Annotated in this window: 12 protein-coding genes; 6 read left to right on the top strand and 6 right to left on the bottom strand. The window is 44.0% G+C overall.

Annotated elements, in window-relative coordinates; translation table 11 throughout:
• Window positions 1-68: 68 nt before the first annotated feature.
• Window positions 69-1,502 (bottom strand): L-serine ammonia-lyase, encoded by a 1,434-nt coding sequence (locus FQV37_RS06825; protein ID WP_160021859.1) that lies wholly within the window; start codon window positions 1,500-1,502, stop codon window positions 69-71.
• A gap of 522 nt (window positions 1,503-2,024) precedes the next feature.
• Between FQV37_RS06825 and FQV37_RS06820 the strand changes: the two genes are divergently transcribed.
• Window positions 2,025-3,449 carry a solute carrier family 23 protein gene (locus tag FQV37_RS06820; protein ID WP_160021857.1) on the top strand — a complete coding sequence of 475 codons (1,425 nt, stop codon included), beginning with the start codon at window positions 2,025-2,027 and terminating at the stop codon, window positions 3,447-3,449.
• 143 nt (window positions 3,450-3,592) lie between these two features.
• Here the strand turns inward: FQV37_RS06820 and FQV37_RS06815 are convergent, their stop codons facing one another.
• On the bottom strand, window positions 3,593-4,525 hold the full coding sequence (locus FQV37_RS06815; protein WP_160021855.1) for a DMT family transporter: 933 nt from the start codon (window positions 4,523-4,525) through the stop codon (window positions 3,593-3,595).
• Window positions 4,526-4,991: 466 nt separating this feature from the next.
• Here FQV37_RS06815 and FQV37_RS06810 point away from each other — a divergent pair, with 466 nt between their 5' ends.
• Complete coding sequence (locus FQV37_RS06810) at window positions 4,992-6,014, top strand: WG repeat-containing protein (protein WP_160021853.1); 1,023 nt, start codon at window positions 4,992-4,994, stop codon at window positions 6,012-6,014.
• A gap of 270 nt (window positions 6,015-6,284) precedes the next feature.
• Here the strand turns inward: FQV37_RS06810 and FQV37_RS06805 are convergent, their stop codons facing one another.
• Both FQV37_RS06805 and FQV37_RS06800 read right to left on the bottom strand, forming a co-directional pair.
• On the bottom strand, window positions 6,285-7,334 hold the full coding sequence (locus FQV37_RS06805) for an alpha/beta fold hydrolase (protein WP_057759800.1): 1,050 nt from the start codon (window positions 7,332-7,334) through the stop codon (window positions 6,285-6,287).
• Between the two features lie 27 nt (window positions 7,335-7,361).
• On the bottom strand, window positions 7,362-7,526 hold the full coding sequence (locus FQV37_RS06800; RefSeq protein WP_057759803.1) for a rubredoxin: 165 nt from the start codon (window positions 7,524-7,526) through the stop codon (window positions 7,362-7,364).
• A gap of 365 nt (window positions 7,527-7,891) precedes the next feature.
• Between FQV37_RS06800 and FQV37_RS06795 the strand changes: the two genes are divergently transcribed.
• Window positions 7,892-8,458 (top strand): adenine phosphoribosyltransferase, encoded by a 567-nt coding sequence (locus FQV37_RS06795; RefSeq protein ID WP_057759806.1) that lies wholly within the window; start codon window positions 7,892-7,894, stop codon window positions 8,456-8,458.
• A gap of 149 nt (window positions 8,459-8,607) precedes the next feature.
• Here FQV37_RS06795 and FQV37_RS06790 read toward each other — a convergent pair whose 3' ends face one another.
• Together FQV37_RS06790 and FQV37_RS06785 are read right to left on the bottom strand one after the other, a co-directional pair.
• Complete coding sequence (locus FQV37_RS06790) at window positions 8,608-9,075, bottom strand: hypothetical protein (RefSeq protein ID WP_160021851.1); 468 nt, start codon at window positions 9,073-9,075, stop codon at window positions 8,608-8,610.
• A gap of 110 nt (window positions 9,076-9,185) precedes the next feature.
• Complete coding sequence (locus tag FQV37_RS06785; RefSeq protein ID WP_160021849.1) at window positions 9,186-10,130, bottom strand: transaldolase; 945 nt, start codon at window positions 10,128-10,130, stop codon at window positions 9,186-9,188.
• A gap of 736 nt (window positions 10,131-10,866) precedes the next feature.
• Between FQV37_RS06785 and pheA the strand changes: the two genes are divergently transcribed.
• The 3 genes from pheA (at window position 10,867) to FQV37_RS06770 (ending at window position 15,744) form a co-directional block, all read left to right on the top strand.
• Complete coding sequence (pheA, locus tag FQV37_RS06780; protein WP_160021847.1) at window positions 10,867-12,039, top strand: prephenate dehydratase; 1,173 nt, start codon at window positions 10,867-10,869, stop codon at window positions 12,037-12,039.
• A gap of 118 nt (window positions 12,040-12,157) precedes the next feature.
• The gene (gene hisC / locus FQV37_RS06775) at window positions 12,158-13,300 is read left to right on the top strand and encodes a histidinol-phosphate transaminase (protein ID WP_160021845.1); all 1,143 of its coding nucleotides are present in this window, start codon (window positions 12,158-12,160) and stop codon (window positions 13,298-13,300) included.
• Window positions 13,301-13,410: 110 nt separating this feature from the next.
• A complete protein-coding gene (locus FQV37_RS06770; protein WP_160021843.1) occupies window positions 13,411-15,744 on the top strand; it encodes a bifunctional prephenate dehydrogenase/3-phosphoshikimate 1-carboxyvinyltransferase in 2,334 nt (777 codons plus the stop codon).
• Window positions 15,745-15,844: the final 100 nt, after the last annotated feature.

Genomic DNA, 15,844 nt, shown 5'->3' with positions numbered 1-15,844 from the left:
GGCCTCTAATTCGTTAGAGGCCTTTTTGTTGTTTTTGTTGTCAGTAAATCATTTTTAAGGGAGTCAACCTAGCACTGACTATAATTAACACTGACACCGCGTGTTGCCGTAGGGATTCTATTATCAGCATAGACCGCCAGACCGCCTCGTGCTGTTTCTTTATATTTATCAGACATATCGGCACCTGTTTGCTTCATCGTCTCTATCGCTTTGTCTAAAGAGACAAAGTGTTGACCATTACCTCTACAGGCTAGGCGCGCTGCATTGATTGCCTTGACTGCGCCCATCGCATTACGCTCGATACAAGGCACTTGTACCAGTCCGCCAATAGGATCACAAGTAAGGCCTAGATTATGCTCAATGCCAATCTCTGCCGCATTTAAACATTTGGCTGGCGTGCCATTCATGATTTCTGCCAGTGCAGAGCCTGCCATTGCACACGCAGAACCAACTTCACCTTGGCAACCGACTTCAGCACCAGAGATTGATGCATTTTGTTTGATCAGGCTGCCGATAGCAGTGGCGTTTAGCAAAAATTTACGAACGCCATCTTGGCTGTAGTTGGGCAAAAAGTCACGATAGTAGTGCAGTACGGCAGGAATGATACCTGCTGCGCCATTGGTTGGAGCCGTGACTACTTTGCCGCCATTGGCGTTTTCTTCATTAACGGCGAGCGCGTACAAATCGACCCAGTCCATAGCGGCTAACTTATCAGTCTTGGTGATAGGTTGGTCTTTTTCAGCACACAGCTGCGTATGCAAATCTTGGGCACGGCGTTTTACATCTAACCCACCCGGTAGGATACCGCCATTTTCACAGCCTTGTTTGACGCAGTCTTGCATGACTTCCCAAATGCTATCTAGATAAGCAAATACTTCTTCTTTGGCATGGAAGTGACATTCGTTTGCTAGTACCAATTCGCTGATGCTCAAGTCATGCTCACGACATTGCTCTAGTAGCTCTGCTGCGTTATTGAACGGGTAGGGAACTCTATCGATGGTCGGGCTGGCATGATCTTCGTCTGGGTTAGTTGCATCTTCTTCATTAATGACAAAACCGCCACCGACTGAATAATAAGTCTGCTGATAGCGAACACCTTCAGTTGAAATAGCGCGTAGCGTCAATGCATTAGGGTGATAAGGCAGCACAGTATCGTCATACCAGTAGATTTCTTGCTCTGTATCAAAAGCAATCGTATGCGTGCCTGATACATTGAGAATCTTGTCAGAGAAAATAGGAGATAGGTAGCTACTGGTCATGCGTGTGTCTATCGTGCTAGGCGTATGTCCAAGCAGTCCTAACAAGATAGCGGTATCTGTTGCATGGCCTTTTCCGGTCGCCGCCAAAGAACCATATAGTTCAATTTCAATGGTCTTAACCGCAGTCAGTTCCATCTGCTCAGTTAGCGAGGTCAAAAATAAGTTTGCAGCGACCATCGGTCCGACTGTATGCGAACTGGATGGGCCGATGCCGATTTTAAATAAATCAAAAACACTGATCATAATAAGTCACCAAAAATTTTAAGCGCTTTAGCCTATTTTATCTATGGCATTGGGCGCTTTTGTGAAAAATATAATAGACAGCTATCGCTCCTAGTCACCATTGATAGGTGGGCGCGAGACACTATTTATGAAGGTTATAAGGTAAATGAGCACTGAGGGCAGTTGAATAATAACTTTTATTTATTTTGAAACTCCGTTATCATGCTCGCAGTCAACAACTATGTAACATCCTGTAAGTTGGTTATCATCGTAAAATAAGACGGATTAAAAAAGACTAAATTTTTCAGTCAGACATATCCGTATTCATACATCTAGCAAGATATGGCTATCATACCAAATAATACTTTTGGTTTGTCATATTACAACATAAATGAATGAATTAGGATGACATATTATAGATAGAAAGACTTAACGTTTTGCTATTTATACAAGCCCTTAGAAATATATCCATTTATTAATATACTTATTTTATCAGTTATTCTAGCCTATTACTTTAGCTTAGCTCACATAGGACAAGCGCGCATGCCATCTCAAAAAGACCCTTCATCAACGTCAGACAATAGCGCTCAAGATCTATCGACTCAAAATGCCTTGGAGTCTGCAGGCATTGATTCAGCCGCTACCAATTATCCGCATAATCCAGATTTTGAAAATGGCCGTTGGTTTCCGACATGGCGTCCTTATAAGGGTGACTTGGATCGTGATCCAGTCGGTATCAACGACTATTTACCTCCATCAAAAAGCGTATTGCTCGGCATACAGCATACGTTTGCCATGTTTGGTGCAACTGTGCTTGCGCCTTTATTAATGGGGTTTGATCCTAACTTAGCTATCTTGATGTCCGGTATCTGTACGGTAATGTTCTTTATGATTACCGGTGGGCGCATGCCGAGCTACTTGGGATCAAGCTTTGCTTTCATTGGTCCAGTCATCGCGGTGACCGCTTATGCAGGCGCAGGGTTCAATGACAATCTAAATGTTGCGCTAGGCGGTATTATGGCCTGCGGTATTATTTATGCATTGATTGGTCTGCTAGTGATGAAGACAGGTACAGGTTGGATTGAGCGTTTGATGCCGCCTATCGTGACAGGTGCGATTGTCATGATTATCGGTCTTAACTTGGCGCCAGTGACCATTCAAGGCGTGTCTGCCAATCAGTTTGATGCTTGGATGGCTACCTTGACCGTATTGCTCATTAGTGGTGTTGCAGTATTTACTCGCGGTATGTTGCGTCGTCTGTTGCTACTCGTCGGTTTGGTTCTGTCGTATGTTGCTTATTTTGTCATGACCAATATTCTAGGCTTTGGTACTGCGATTGATTTTAGTACAGTAGCTGCCGCTTCATGGTTTGGACTACCAAGCATTCATACGCCGCGCTTTGAGATGAGCGCTATTATCCTAATTGCACCTGTGGCCTTTATATTGGTGGCTGAAAACCTAGGGCATTTTAAGGCAGTAGAGGGTATGACCAAGGCTCGTGTGACCCCTTATATGGGCCGAGCATTTTTGGCGGACGGTTTAGCCACGACTTTTTCGGCAGGATTTGGTGGTACAGGTGTCACCACTTATGCTGAAAATATCGGTGTCATGGCGGTTACCAAAGTGTATAGCACGACGATATTTGTCGTAGCAGGTTTGGTTGCTATCATATTGGGACTGTCACCAAAGTTTGGTGCGATCATTCAGACCATCCCAGCGGCTCTATTGGGCGGTGCTTCTATTGTTGTCTTTGGTCTTATCACGGTTGCTGGGATAAAAATCTGGATCGATAGCCATATTGATTTTAGTAAAAACAGCAATCTGATTATTGCAGCAGTGACGGTCATTATGGGTACTGGTAACTTTAGCTTGCATTTAGGTGGCTTTGATTTAGGCGGTATCGGTACTGCTACTTTAGCTGCTATCGTGTTAAATGCTTTGTTTAACCAAAGTTCTGAAGCGAAATAAGTAATACTGATGAGAGTGAAGTTAGCGCCTATCAAATAAATATGGTCAAAGCATATCTCATCTAACAAAAAGCGCCCATGCTATCGATAGCATGGGCGCTTTTTGTATGGCAATATTGAGCAACAGTATTGAAAAAATCAATATTACTTATAGTCACGCTTATAAAATCTTGAAAAGAAACGATAGCGGCGAAGGGCGCGTGGCTTTGGTTTCAATGAGCCTAAGTAAATAGCAAACATCGTTAATAGTGCGCCACTCCACTGTAAAGTGTTAATCGGCTTGTCCAGCCAGCTATAGTCAATGACAAGGGCTGCAATAGGTTCAGTCAATAATAGCAGTCCAGTCAGTGCCAGAGATAGTTTAGGAATAGAGTAGGCAATCAAGCCCCATGCCAAGCATTGCATCACTGTACCATAGATAAGTACCCAGCCAATCTCAGACCATGTATTGGGCAGAATATTACCTGTGTCAAATACAAACATCGGTATAATCATGGCTAAGACGCCGCCGATACTGATTAGCTGCATGAGCATAAATATAGGCGTCGGTTCCGTATCGTGCGTTTTGCGGATAAAGGTCATCGAAGCCGCTAGCATGGCACCAGATACAATCCCAGTGACAAAGCCCCAAGTCGCAGCGGTATTGTGTGCGAATTCAGGGCTACCTATCATTGCCACGCCTATCATGGCTAAAAACAAACTAATAAGCTGTACGATAGACTGACGCTCATTGAAATACATAAACCCAATCGCGGCCAAGAAAAATATTTGCAGACTATTAAGCAGCGTCGAAATACCAGGCCCAACCGCATAAATACTCTCATGCCACAGTGCCAAATCTAAGCCTAAAAACGCCCCTGATAGTAGCGCATAAAAAATGGCGCGTCTTGATTTGGGCATTCGTTGACCCATTATCTTAGCCAATACCGCAAATACAAGACCAGAAACAGCCAATCGCCAAAACGACATGGCCCAACCACCAATATCGACATGAGCGACAATCAAACTGCCCAATCCAAAAATGATACAACCAATGACTAAGCCAATAGGAGCAGATCGCGTTGAAGCAATAGCCATAATTTGTCCTTATAACAGTATTTGAATAACAGCATTCTTATTATCATTGCATCATGTCAGAACTTATGTTGACATAGAGCCATATTGTCGTGGTTTTAAGTGCAAAATGAAATGGCAAAACCATAATTTATTACGGTGAATACAGATACTATCGCTGTAAGGAAAATTATTGGGCACGTTAGACGCAAATAAATAACCAAAGCATCTGATATAGCTACGTTTTTCACAATAGACTTATGACAATTGGGTAATGGTATTTGTATCAAAATATTTGTATCAGAGCGTCGATTCATAAGAGTATAAAAGAGCATAATGTATACAAGTGATATATTTGTAGGGAGGATATGTGTGGAGCACTTTAAGCGACATTAACGCGGCAACACATGTATAGTAGATTGACGATATAATGTACTTAACGTCTGATTTGTTATACCAAACAATCTATATTATTTGTCTAGGTTTATTTATGCTTCAACGATTGCTATCAAAAAAACAGCCACATACATTGTCTGGCTTGCTACCAAAAATATCGCAATACAGTGTCGTCGTGACGATGCTATCTAGCGCATTGTTTTTGATGCCTAGCGCACATGCCGCCAGCTGTAAAATCCCAAAAAGTTATTACAAAAACGTCTCCTGCACGGCCAGTAGCAGTTACTTTTTGGCGATTAAAGACTTTGGTGCGCCAGTGGCGTTAATCGATAAAAAAGGCAAACGAGTCGTTGATTTGTCACGTTATCAAAAAGTCGATGCCGATAAATTATCGGGCGGTCTGTTGCCTGTACTGCGTAACAGTCGAGTCGGTTATCTCAATATGCAGGGCCGCGAAGTCGTGCCTGCCATGTACGATATATTGACAGAGAGTCAAGGATGGGCGCGGCCTGTATCGGATGGGCGTATCGTGGTAAAAAAAGAGGGTAACTATGGTGTGATTAACACAGCCAATAGTACCGTTGTCTCATTTTCTGCAGCGATTGATGATATTGATAATTATCGTAATGGGGTGGCGCGTGTACGCAAAGGCCGTGCAACCAGTTGGGTGGATAAAAACGGTAATGCAGCGAATGATCCAAATGCTCAGAATGACACTCAGGCAGTGAATAAATCTACTTCTTCTAACGAAAAATCTAGCACAGCATTAGAGTCTGTACCAACGCGTTTTACGACACTTCAATCGCGTCAGCAAGATGGTAAATGGGGTTTCGTCGATGACAATAATGTCACTATGATTACCTATTCGTTTGATGAAGTGCGTCCGTTTTCTGAGGAATATGCTGGCGTGCGTATTGGTGAAGAGTGGGGCTTTGTCAATTTAGGCGGTGAGCTGGTGATTCCTTTTCGCTTTGCTAATAGTGGTGTGAACGCTAACGATAGCTATCAGGGCAAACCATCCTTTGTATTTACAGGTGGTAAGGCGTGGATTGGTAACCTAAAGAATGGGAATAAAATGTGTATAGATAAGGAAGGGGCTGGTGTCGCTTGTGATTGATGCAATTACTAGGGCGTGTCCTCGTTTTAAGAGTGGTGATAAAAATGAGATAAATCGCAGTCAAACAAGGAAAATAGCGCAGATAATATCGAGATATTAGTCAGCTATTTGACACTATTTGGCAAGATTTAGCCATTTTTAACCCATTTAGATAACTATCGATTGAATTGAGGACACGCTCTAGGATTAAATAGGCAATAAAAAAGAGTGTAAAACCTGTGATTTTTCGCTAGGTTTTATACTCTTTTTTTGATATTGATGTTTTTAAAGCTAGTTGCTCGATAAATGATTGCTGATTAAGTCAACCATATAAGGCTGATAATACTCTGGAATGTCATGCGCCATGCCTTCGATGAGATGGAACGTAGCATTAGGAATGGTCTTGGCAACGACTCGGCCCTGCGAAGCCGGCAGGAGTCCATCGGCGCTACCATGTAATACAATCGTTGGTGCTTTAACTTGCTTACTAAATCGGCTGATAGAGCCTGATGCTAAGATAGCATTGAGCTGCTGTACTGTACCAAGCGGGTGAAAATTGCGCTGATAACGAATCTTAGCGATTTCACGGACCATACGCACATTCACATGACCTGGTGTACCAACGGTCTTCATAAACCAAACGCTATGACGCACGATATCACGCTCAGAGTGGCTCTCTGGACGATTGATAAGGGTATATAGCTGTTTGGGCTTTGGCGGCTTCAAAAACGCACGATTGGTCGTGGTAAACATAAGCGCCATTCGCTGCACTAAGCTTGGATAACGTGCCGCCACAATTTGTGCAATCATACCGCCCATCGAAGCCCCAAGCAGATGTGTCTTGCCAAGCTTGAGTGCTTTAATTAGACGTGCGGTGTCTTCAGCCATGTCTGTCAAGTTATAAGCAACCTGTGTGCTTTTATTAGACAGCCCTGTTTGTAGACGTACCATCATTTTGAGTTGGCTAATACGCGGTAAGCCTTCTATCTGTACTTTAGAAGACAAGCCGATATCTCGATTATCAAAACGAATCACAAAAAAACCAGCATCGATAAAGCGCTTAATAAAATTGTCTGGCCAAAATATCATTTGTGATCCTAGCCCCATGATCATCAGCAGCGGCGGATTGTTAGGGTTACCGCCAGCTTCGACACACAACTCAATACCATCACCGATGTCAATCATTGCTTGACGGAGGTGCTTACTCAAGTCAGAGTCGCGCCATTGGTGCTCCCCAAATTTGCGCCACTCAGGAGTAGGGTAGTTATTCAGATGATCTTCTAGATTGTTATCTAGCGTTTCAGGCAATTTGGCACTATTGATGTCATTTGATTTTGTCATGAAGTGTCCTAATTAGAGGGTCATCTACTACAGCTCAAGCATCTCAAAATCAAGCTTGCCGACACCGCACTCAGGGCAAGTCCAGTCATCAGGGATGTCTTCCCACTTAGTACCAGGTGCGATACCTTCTTCTGGGCAGCCAAGCGCCTCATCATATATCCAGCCGCAGACAATACATTCATAACGTTTCATAAATAGTCCTATCGATCATTACCAGTATTACAGTTACAGCGTGCTATAAACGCTCATTTTTAATATTACAGCTATTATATTAGACTGCAAAAACGCACGTAGTTTAGCATATAACCGCAATTTTCATAGTTAAGTTTACACTTGTATATTGAGATGACTTTTCTTTTATCAAGTCAATCACATACGTTACCTTATTAGCGCTTAATAACAAGACTGGACGCCAGCCCGCCATACGAAAACCAATTATGCTATAATAATCGCCGCTAAATTCACAGTAATGCTTAGCATTTATCGCTGATATATCATCCAGTTGTTGTCTTATCTAAACTAACTAAACCATCTAAATACATAAGCTAAGGGTCATCATGAGTACCAATGCCGCCGCCACATCCGCCACCAACAATGAGACGTCTCATGTGCTCAATACTGACCATCCGTTTTGGCAGATTATTCGCACAGTACCAGACTTTCCAAAAGCTGGCATTGATTTTTATGACATTACCCCGTTACTGCGCAGTCATATTGACGCTGTCATTGACGCGCTACTTGCCGCATTGCCAGAAGGGCTTATGGACGAGGTAGATTGTCTGGGTGCGGTAGAAGCGCGCGGTTTTGTATTTGCCAGTATGCTAGCAGGTCGTCTGGGCAAAGGCATGATCTTACTACGTAAACCAGGTAAGCTGCCGCCACCGGTTGCCAACAAAGCCTATGCACTGGAATATGGTAAAGACACGCTTGAGATGCAAAACAATCTACCGCCTGAGCGCGTACTATTGGTCGATGATATCTTGGCGACTGGTGGTACGTTGACTACCGCTTACGAGCTGTGTCAATCGGCTGACCATACTGTGGTCGGCGCGTTAGTATTATTGGACTTGGTTGACTTGCATGGCGAGTTCCCAGTACCTGTCTATACGGTACTAAAAGCTTAAAATGAATTGCAGTTTCTTTGACTACTAGACACGTTGTATTGTCGATATAGCTAAACGATTCTCCAAATAAAAAAGCGCCCTGATACTATGTCAGGGCGCTTTTTTATACTGCGTTAATGTTTTTTAGTATTGTGTTAAGTAGGCTATATTTATTGCTCTTCGTCTTGTTCGTAGTCTTTACAAGACTGCTCTATCACCGTACGACCAACTGTCTTTGGTGTGGTGACTTTAAAATCTTTTGTGGTCAATATTGGTTTTTCTGACTGCCATGACTTGGTTACTTTGCCTTCAGCATCGTAGTTAACAAAGGCTCGTCTATAGTAACTGGCGTCTTTACATGAAATGAGTAGTTGTTGCTCACTATGGTCAATATTGCTTTTTTCTTCCTTCGAGTCATCGGATTTAGTATCTTTGTCTTTAGAATAGGTTCTAAGGATAGATACCGTGATATTTTCGACGTCTTTTTCATCTATGATACTGATATCAGAGCTTTCAATAGAATCCAAATCTATACTAAAAACTGATCCAGAGCCGCTCTCGGACACCTTTACCCAGTTGACTGCCTGGGCGCTGATCGCTAAAGCACTGCCTGCCAATAATATTGATAGCCGTTTCATATAAGCCTTGCTTCTTGTCATTTGAAGTAGGTAATGATAGCCAACTTACTATTAGTAGGCAAATATCTTTTGTGCCAGCCCAGTATCAGTCGTCCTCTGTCGTGTGGCTATTATTGTCCGCGAATGGCTGCTAATGTCTTAGCCAGCTCGTCACGCGCCCCGATAAAACCGTCAATACCCTTAGGTAATAAGTCCTGTGTAACCTTGTCTTGCTGATACGCAGCACTAAACTCTTCGTGCGTTAAGCTTACTTGAGTCATCGCTTTCATATCCATCGACATACTCGGAGACAGTTGGCGGGTTACCTCGGTATCCATGGCTGCTAATTCATCAATGAGGTTGGGAGCTATAGTCAATAAGTCACAGCCTGCCAATGCCAAAATTTGCTCGGTAGAGCGGAAACTAGCGCCCATTACTTGTGTCTGGTAACCGTGCTGTTTGTAATACTGATAAATGAGCTTGACTGACTGTACGCCCATGTCATCAGAAGCCGGTACGTTTTGACGGCTTTGTTGGCGTTTTTGCCAATCTAAAATACGGCCAACGAAAGGTGATATCAGGGTCACGCCAGCATCTGCACAGGCAATCGCTTGGTGTTGTCCAAATAGTAAGGTCAGGTTACAGTGGATATTTTGAGTCTCAAGATAGCGTGCTGCCTCAATACCTTGCCAAGTTGCCGCCATTTTGATCAATACTCGCTCTGAATCGACGCCTGCTTTTTGATAAGCATCCATAAAGGCCAGTGCCTTATCTATCGTCGCTTGAGTATCATAAGATAAGCGAGCGTCCACTTCGGTAGAGACTCGGCCTTCAATCAGCTCTAAAATATCGCAGCCAACCTGAATGGTCAGCGCATCGATCACGGCATCCACGTCACCATTGTGACGACTCATGGTCTCTGACAGCATACCTTGGTTATCAGGATGAATCAGAGCCTTGGTAATAAGGCTTGGGTTGGTGGTTGCATCGATAGGTTTTAAACGGGCAATAGCGGCAAGGTCACCAGTATCAGCAACAATCGTAGTCATAGTGCGTAGCTGTTGTAATGCGCTCATCAGGTATCCTTTTTCTTATTAATCACATGATGCTCCTCTTATATATAACAGGGTAGGGAGCTGAACTGGAACTGTAACACAGTTTTGGGCAGGTGTTGCCTCATAGTTATGCTATGCGTCACTGTTATCTGGCTCAGCTGTGCTAATATTAATAACAGTTGGTATATTTATACGCATTTACGCATGGGCACTGACCTTAGTTTTTGCTATAGTAGAGCCGGCTATGTATCAAGCTGCTGTATTTGGCAGTAAGGGCGTGTTGAACATTCAAATATTAGGGCTGCTGATCGCTAAAATTGCACCAAACTAGGCGCAAGCCGACGATAATGTCGAGACCTTAACTAGGCTTGTAACGACGTTTGGGGTGATTTTAGCATCAGCCTTTCAGGGCAGTACTATTTTCTGCCAATATATGGCGAAATTGTTTAACCTAGAATGACTAGGCGTCAAAAATTTCACTGCATATTGTCTAAAAAATAGTCACTGCCAGCACCACATTTGAATGTTCAACACGCCCTAATATAGCATTAACGCCAAATGGCACTAGCAATATAAGGTGTTTTTGATAGACTGTTTTGAGGTTGATTTTGAACATAGTTTCTATCATCAGCCTTTAACTAAAAACAGCAAACAGTCAGATTTGGCAATAGAGCTACCTAAGTTATAGCAATGTAATAGCAATATTTAAATAATAGTAATATCTAACAGCGATAAAATCTAAAAAGGATGGGCGGTAATGAGCGAGCAGTCACCAGAGCAAACAATGGATAATCTAAATCAAACCACTACAGGCGCTAGCGATACCGCAACTGAAAAAGAGTTTTTAGACAATATTCGCCAAAATATTGACGCAGTAGACTGTGAGATCCAAACGTTAATCAACAACCGTGCAAAGTTGGCTCAGCAAGTAGCCATGGTAAAGAAAAATCATACCGCTGCTGATGACAATAGCAATCCTATCTTTTACCGCCCTGAACGTGAAGCACAGGTACTAAAAGCTGTCATGGAGCGTAATGCAGGTCCCATTGCTGATGAAAAAATGGCGCGCTTGTTTCGTGAAATCATGTCAGTATGCTTGGATTTAGAAGCGCCGCAGCGTATTTCCTTCTTGGGCCCTGTCGGCACCTTTACGCATGCCGCTGCGCTCAAGCACTTTGGTAAAGCCGCTGATACTGTGCCAATGACAACCATTACTGATGTGTTCCGCGAAGTCGAAGCGGGTACAGCGATGTATGGCGTGGTTCCTGTCGAGAACTCTTCAGAAGGCGTAGTCAACCATACTCTAGATGGTTTCTTGTCTTCTACCTTGAAAATCATTGGCGAAGTTGAATTGCCAATTCATCAAAACTTCTTGGTTGCTGAGCATACTAAGATTGATGGCTTGAGCCGTATTTATTCGCATCAGCAGTCGCTTGCTCAGTGCCGTCATTGGCTAGATGTAAACTTCCCTAATGTTGAGCGCGTTGCTGTATCAAGTAATGGTGAAGCTGCTCGCCGCCTCAAAAACGAATGGCATTCAGCTGCGATTGCAGGTGACGTCGCTGTTGCAGAGTATGGCTTACATAAGCTCTACTCAAATATTGAAGACAATCCAAGTAACACCACACGCTTCCTTATTATCGGTCATGAAGCGATTGCACCATCTGGCCAAGACAAAACTTCTATCGTCGTCTCAGCTCACGACAAAGCAGGCGCACTGATCGAAATATTAAAACCTTTGTCATATCATGGCGTATCGATGACCAGTATTGAGACGCGCCCTGAGCGTCCTAACAAATGGGCATACGTATTCTTTATCGATATGAATGGTCATGTTAATGATCCAAACGTTAGCGCTGCCATCGATGATATTCGTCCATTGGTCAAAGATTTGCGCATATTGGGCTCATATCCAAAAGCTGTCTTATAGACGACTACCTATAGACAACTATAGGTTTACTCACTGGTATTCATACATAATAGATGGGTCTTAGCTTTTGCAGATAGCATTAAAAAAAGCATTTACAGACACCATCTAAGGATAAACCATGCAGACGACTCAATTGACCGCGTCAGATCTATCGCCGTTAACGCCAGCTTATGACAGTATTTTGGCATTGGCGCCTTATCAAACGGGCAAGCCAATTGAAGAGTTGACACGCGAATACGGTATCTCAGATGTGGTGAAGCTTGCCAGCAATGAGAATCCAATGGGATGCTCACCACGAGTGACGCTAGCAGTGACTGAGCAGCTAGGGCAATTGTCGCGCTATCCTGATGGCAATGGCTACTATCTAAAGCAAGCGCTGGCTGACTTTAACGATGTCAATGCCAATCAAATTACCTTGGGTAATGGCTCTGATGATTTGCTCGATATTTTAGCACGCAGCTTTGTGGGTGCTGATGATGCCATCGTCTATAGCCAGTATGCTTTTGTGGTTTATCCTATGCTAGCGAAGATGCAAGGTGCCACGGGCATTGAAGTGCCTGCTCAGCGCTTCGGCCATAATCTAAAAGCCATGAGCCAAGCGGTACAAGATAATCCGAATACCAAAATCGTCTTTATTGCCAACCCGAACAATCCAACGGGTACGCAGCTAGAGCAAAAAGAGCTGCGCCAGTTCGTTGCCAGTGTACCAAGCTCAGTCTTGGTGGTACTAGATGAAGCTTATATCGAGTATAGTCCTGAGAGCAACAACCGCGCACTATTGGATGAGTTCGATAATGTCATTATTGTGCGCACTTTTTCTAAAGCTTATGGGCTGGCAGGTTTACGCGTCGGTTATGCTCTAAGCTCGGTGGCAGTGGCGGATTTATTGAACCGTATTCGTCAGCCATTTAACGTCAGCCGTGTCAGTTTGGCTGCTGCTGCTGCTGCACTTGCCGATCAAGACTTTATCGAAAAAACTCGTCTGATAAACGATGAGCAAATGCGTTGGTTAGAAAAGCAGTTTGACGCGCTAGGATTGGGTTTTGTGAAGTCGCATGCCAATTTTATTATGGTCGAAGTGCAGGTTGAGATGGAAGATATAACCGCTGCTTCTATCCATCAGGCGCTACTTGAACAAGGCGTTATTGTCCGTCCGTTGGATGCTTATGGATTACCTAACTGGCTGCGTATCACAGTAGGTGTGGCTGAAGATAATCTGCGTTTGATTGATACTTTGCGTTCTATTTTGACTGAAGACTAAGCGCATCCATAAGTGCTTTGTAATTTAAAAATTGTTCTTAATTAGCCATTAAAATTTATAACACTAAGACTGGCTCTATCTATGTCTTAGTGTGTCCAACGAGAAAAGCCGTGAGTAGTCAGAAAAATAATAAACTTCAATCGTCTCTAAATACTACGCCACCTATATTTAAACAAGTTTGTGTGATTGGACTTGGGCTGATTGGTGCCAGTTTTGCGCAAGCCATTAAAGACAATGGCTTAAGTGAGCGTTTGGTAGCAGTCGATAGACATGCACCAAGTATCATAGAAGCTATTGAGCATGGTCTGCTAGATGCAGGTAGTGCAAACTTACAGGACATCATCGCTGGCAGTGATTTAATCATTATTGCAGTGCCAGTACAGGCAGTTCAAGCAGTGTTTGTTGATATCAAGCAAGCGATGGATAACGGACAGCTTGCCAGTGATTGCATCATGACGGATGTCTGTAGTACTAAAGTCAATATCATTGATGCCGCTAAAGCAGTGTTCGGTTCGCTGCCGATAGGATTAGTGCCAGCGCATCCAATTGCTGGGGCTGAAAATTCAGGGTATCATGCTCGCCGCGCCAGTTTATTTGTCAATCATAGCGTCATTATTTGCGAGCTACCGACAACCAGTGCAACTGCTATTGCAAAGTTGCGACTATTGTGGGAATCAGTAGGCGCAAATGTCATGTCAATGGATGCTGAGCACCATGACCGCATATTAGCGCACACCAGCCATTTGCCACACCTGCTTGCCTTTAATTTGGTTGAGCAATTGGCAAGCCATGATGACAATTTAGATATGTTTCGTTATGCCGCTGGTGGATTCCGCGACTTTACGCGTATCGCTGCCAGTGACCCTAAAATGTGGCATGATATATTTTTTGCCAACCAAAGCGCGATTGTCAGCGCCCTTGATGAGTATGGTGTCTATTTACAGACGATGCGCCAGCTTATCATTGATCAAGATTCAACTGCCCTGATGGGACTTTTGGGCCGCGCGCAAGCCGCACGGCGACATTTCGGCCATATGTTAGCCAGCACCCCTTATACGGATACTTCTGCTATGTCAGCTTCTTATAATATTACCCCTAGCAATACTGTTTCTGGCACCATCGCGATTCCTGGTGACAAATCTATCTCGCATCGCAGCATTATGCTCGGCAGTCTTGCCACAGGCGTGACAAATGTGACTGGGTTTTTGGAAGGGGAAGATGCGCTAGCAACGCTACAAGCATTCCGTGACATGGGTGTGACTATCGAAGGCCCTGATAATGGCAATTTGACCATTCATGGCGTCGGTATGAATGGTTTAAAACCTAGTAAAACCCCTTTATACATGGGTAACTCTGGCACCAGTATGCGTCTGCTATCTGGTATCTTGGCAGCGCAATCATTTGATAGCGTGCTGACAGGTGATACTAGCTTGAATAAACGCCCGATGGAGCGCGTGGCGGCACCGCTACGGTCTATGGGTGCCGTCATCCAAAGCACTGGTCATAGTGGTACTGCGCCGCTCAGTATCACTGGTCGTGATACAGTTGGCAAGCCATTACAAGGTACTGAGTATGACATGCCAGTTGCTTCAGCTCAGGTAAAGTCTTGCTTGCTATTAGCAGGTCTATGGGCCGAGGGTACGACAACGGTCACACAGCCTGAGATTAGCCGTGACCATACTGAGCGTATGCTATCGGCCTTTGGTTACCCGGTAACCGTAGAAGGCAATCGCATCAGTGTCACCGGTGGTGGCACACTAACAGGCGGCGATATCGCGGTTCCTGCTGATATCTCATCTGCAGCGTTTTTTATGGTGGCAGCGGCCATCAGTCAAAATAGCGAGCTGACCTTGACCCAAGTAGGTATCAACCCTACGCGTACTGGCGTCATTAATATTCTAAAATTAATGAATGCAGATATTAGCCTAAGCAATGAGACACACGTGGGCGGCGAGCCAGTTGCTGATATTACGATTCGCAGCTCAAACCTAGTCGGTATTGAGATACCAGAGCATCTCGTACCACTGGCGATTGATGAGTTCCCTGTGCTGTTTATTGCGGCTAGCTGTGCACAAGGTCGGACGGTATTGACTGGTGCCAAAGAGCTGCGTGTCAAAGAATCGGACCGTATCGCTGTGATGGCAGAAGGGCTACATACACTTGGTATTGATTGTACTGTAACTGATGATGGTCTGATTATCGAAGGCAAAGGCGCCGCTACTGAAAGCGGTGAAGTCAACAATGACCAACCTGTCTTTGGTGGTGGTCATATTGTCTCGCATCATGATCACCGTATTGCAATGAGCTTCTCTGTTGCCAGTCTGCGTGCATCCCAGCAAATCACCATTGAAGGGGTTGAAACGGTTAATACCAGCTTCCCAGGATTTGCTGAACTTGCCAACCAAATCGGTATGTCTATCCAAGTGGATACTGGTGCTGAGTAAGTCGCTAAGCTACCATTAACTCTTAAAAATTTAATCTAACATCGTTAGCAATGTACTCATGTCACTATTGGTATGAGTACATTGCTTTTTACCTTATAAT

Origin of the sequence: Psychrobacter nivimaris, assembly GCF_009812035.1 — a bacterium.
Classification (GTDB): Bacteria; Pseudomonadota; Gammaproteobacteria; order Pseudomonadales; family Moraxellaceae; genus Psychrobacter; species Psychrobacter nivimaris.
This window is presented reverse-complemented; position numbering and strand designations above follow the sequence as displayed.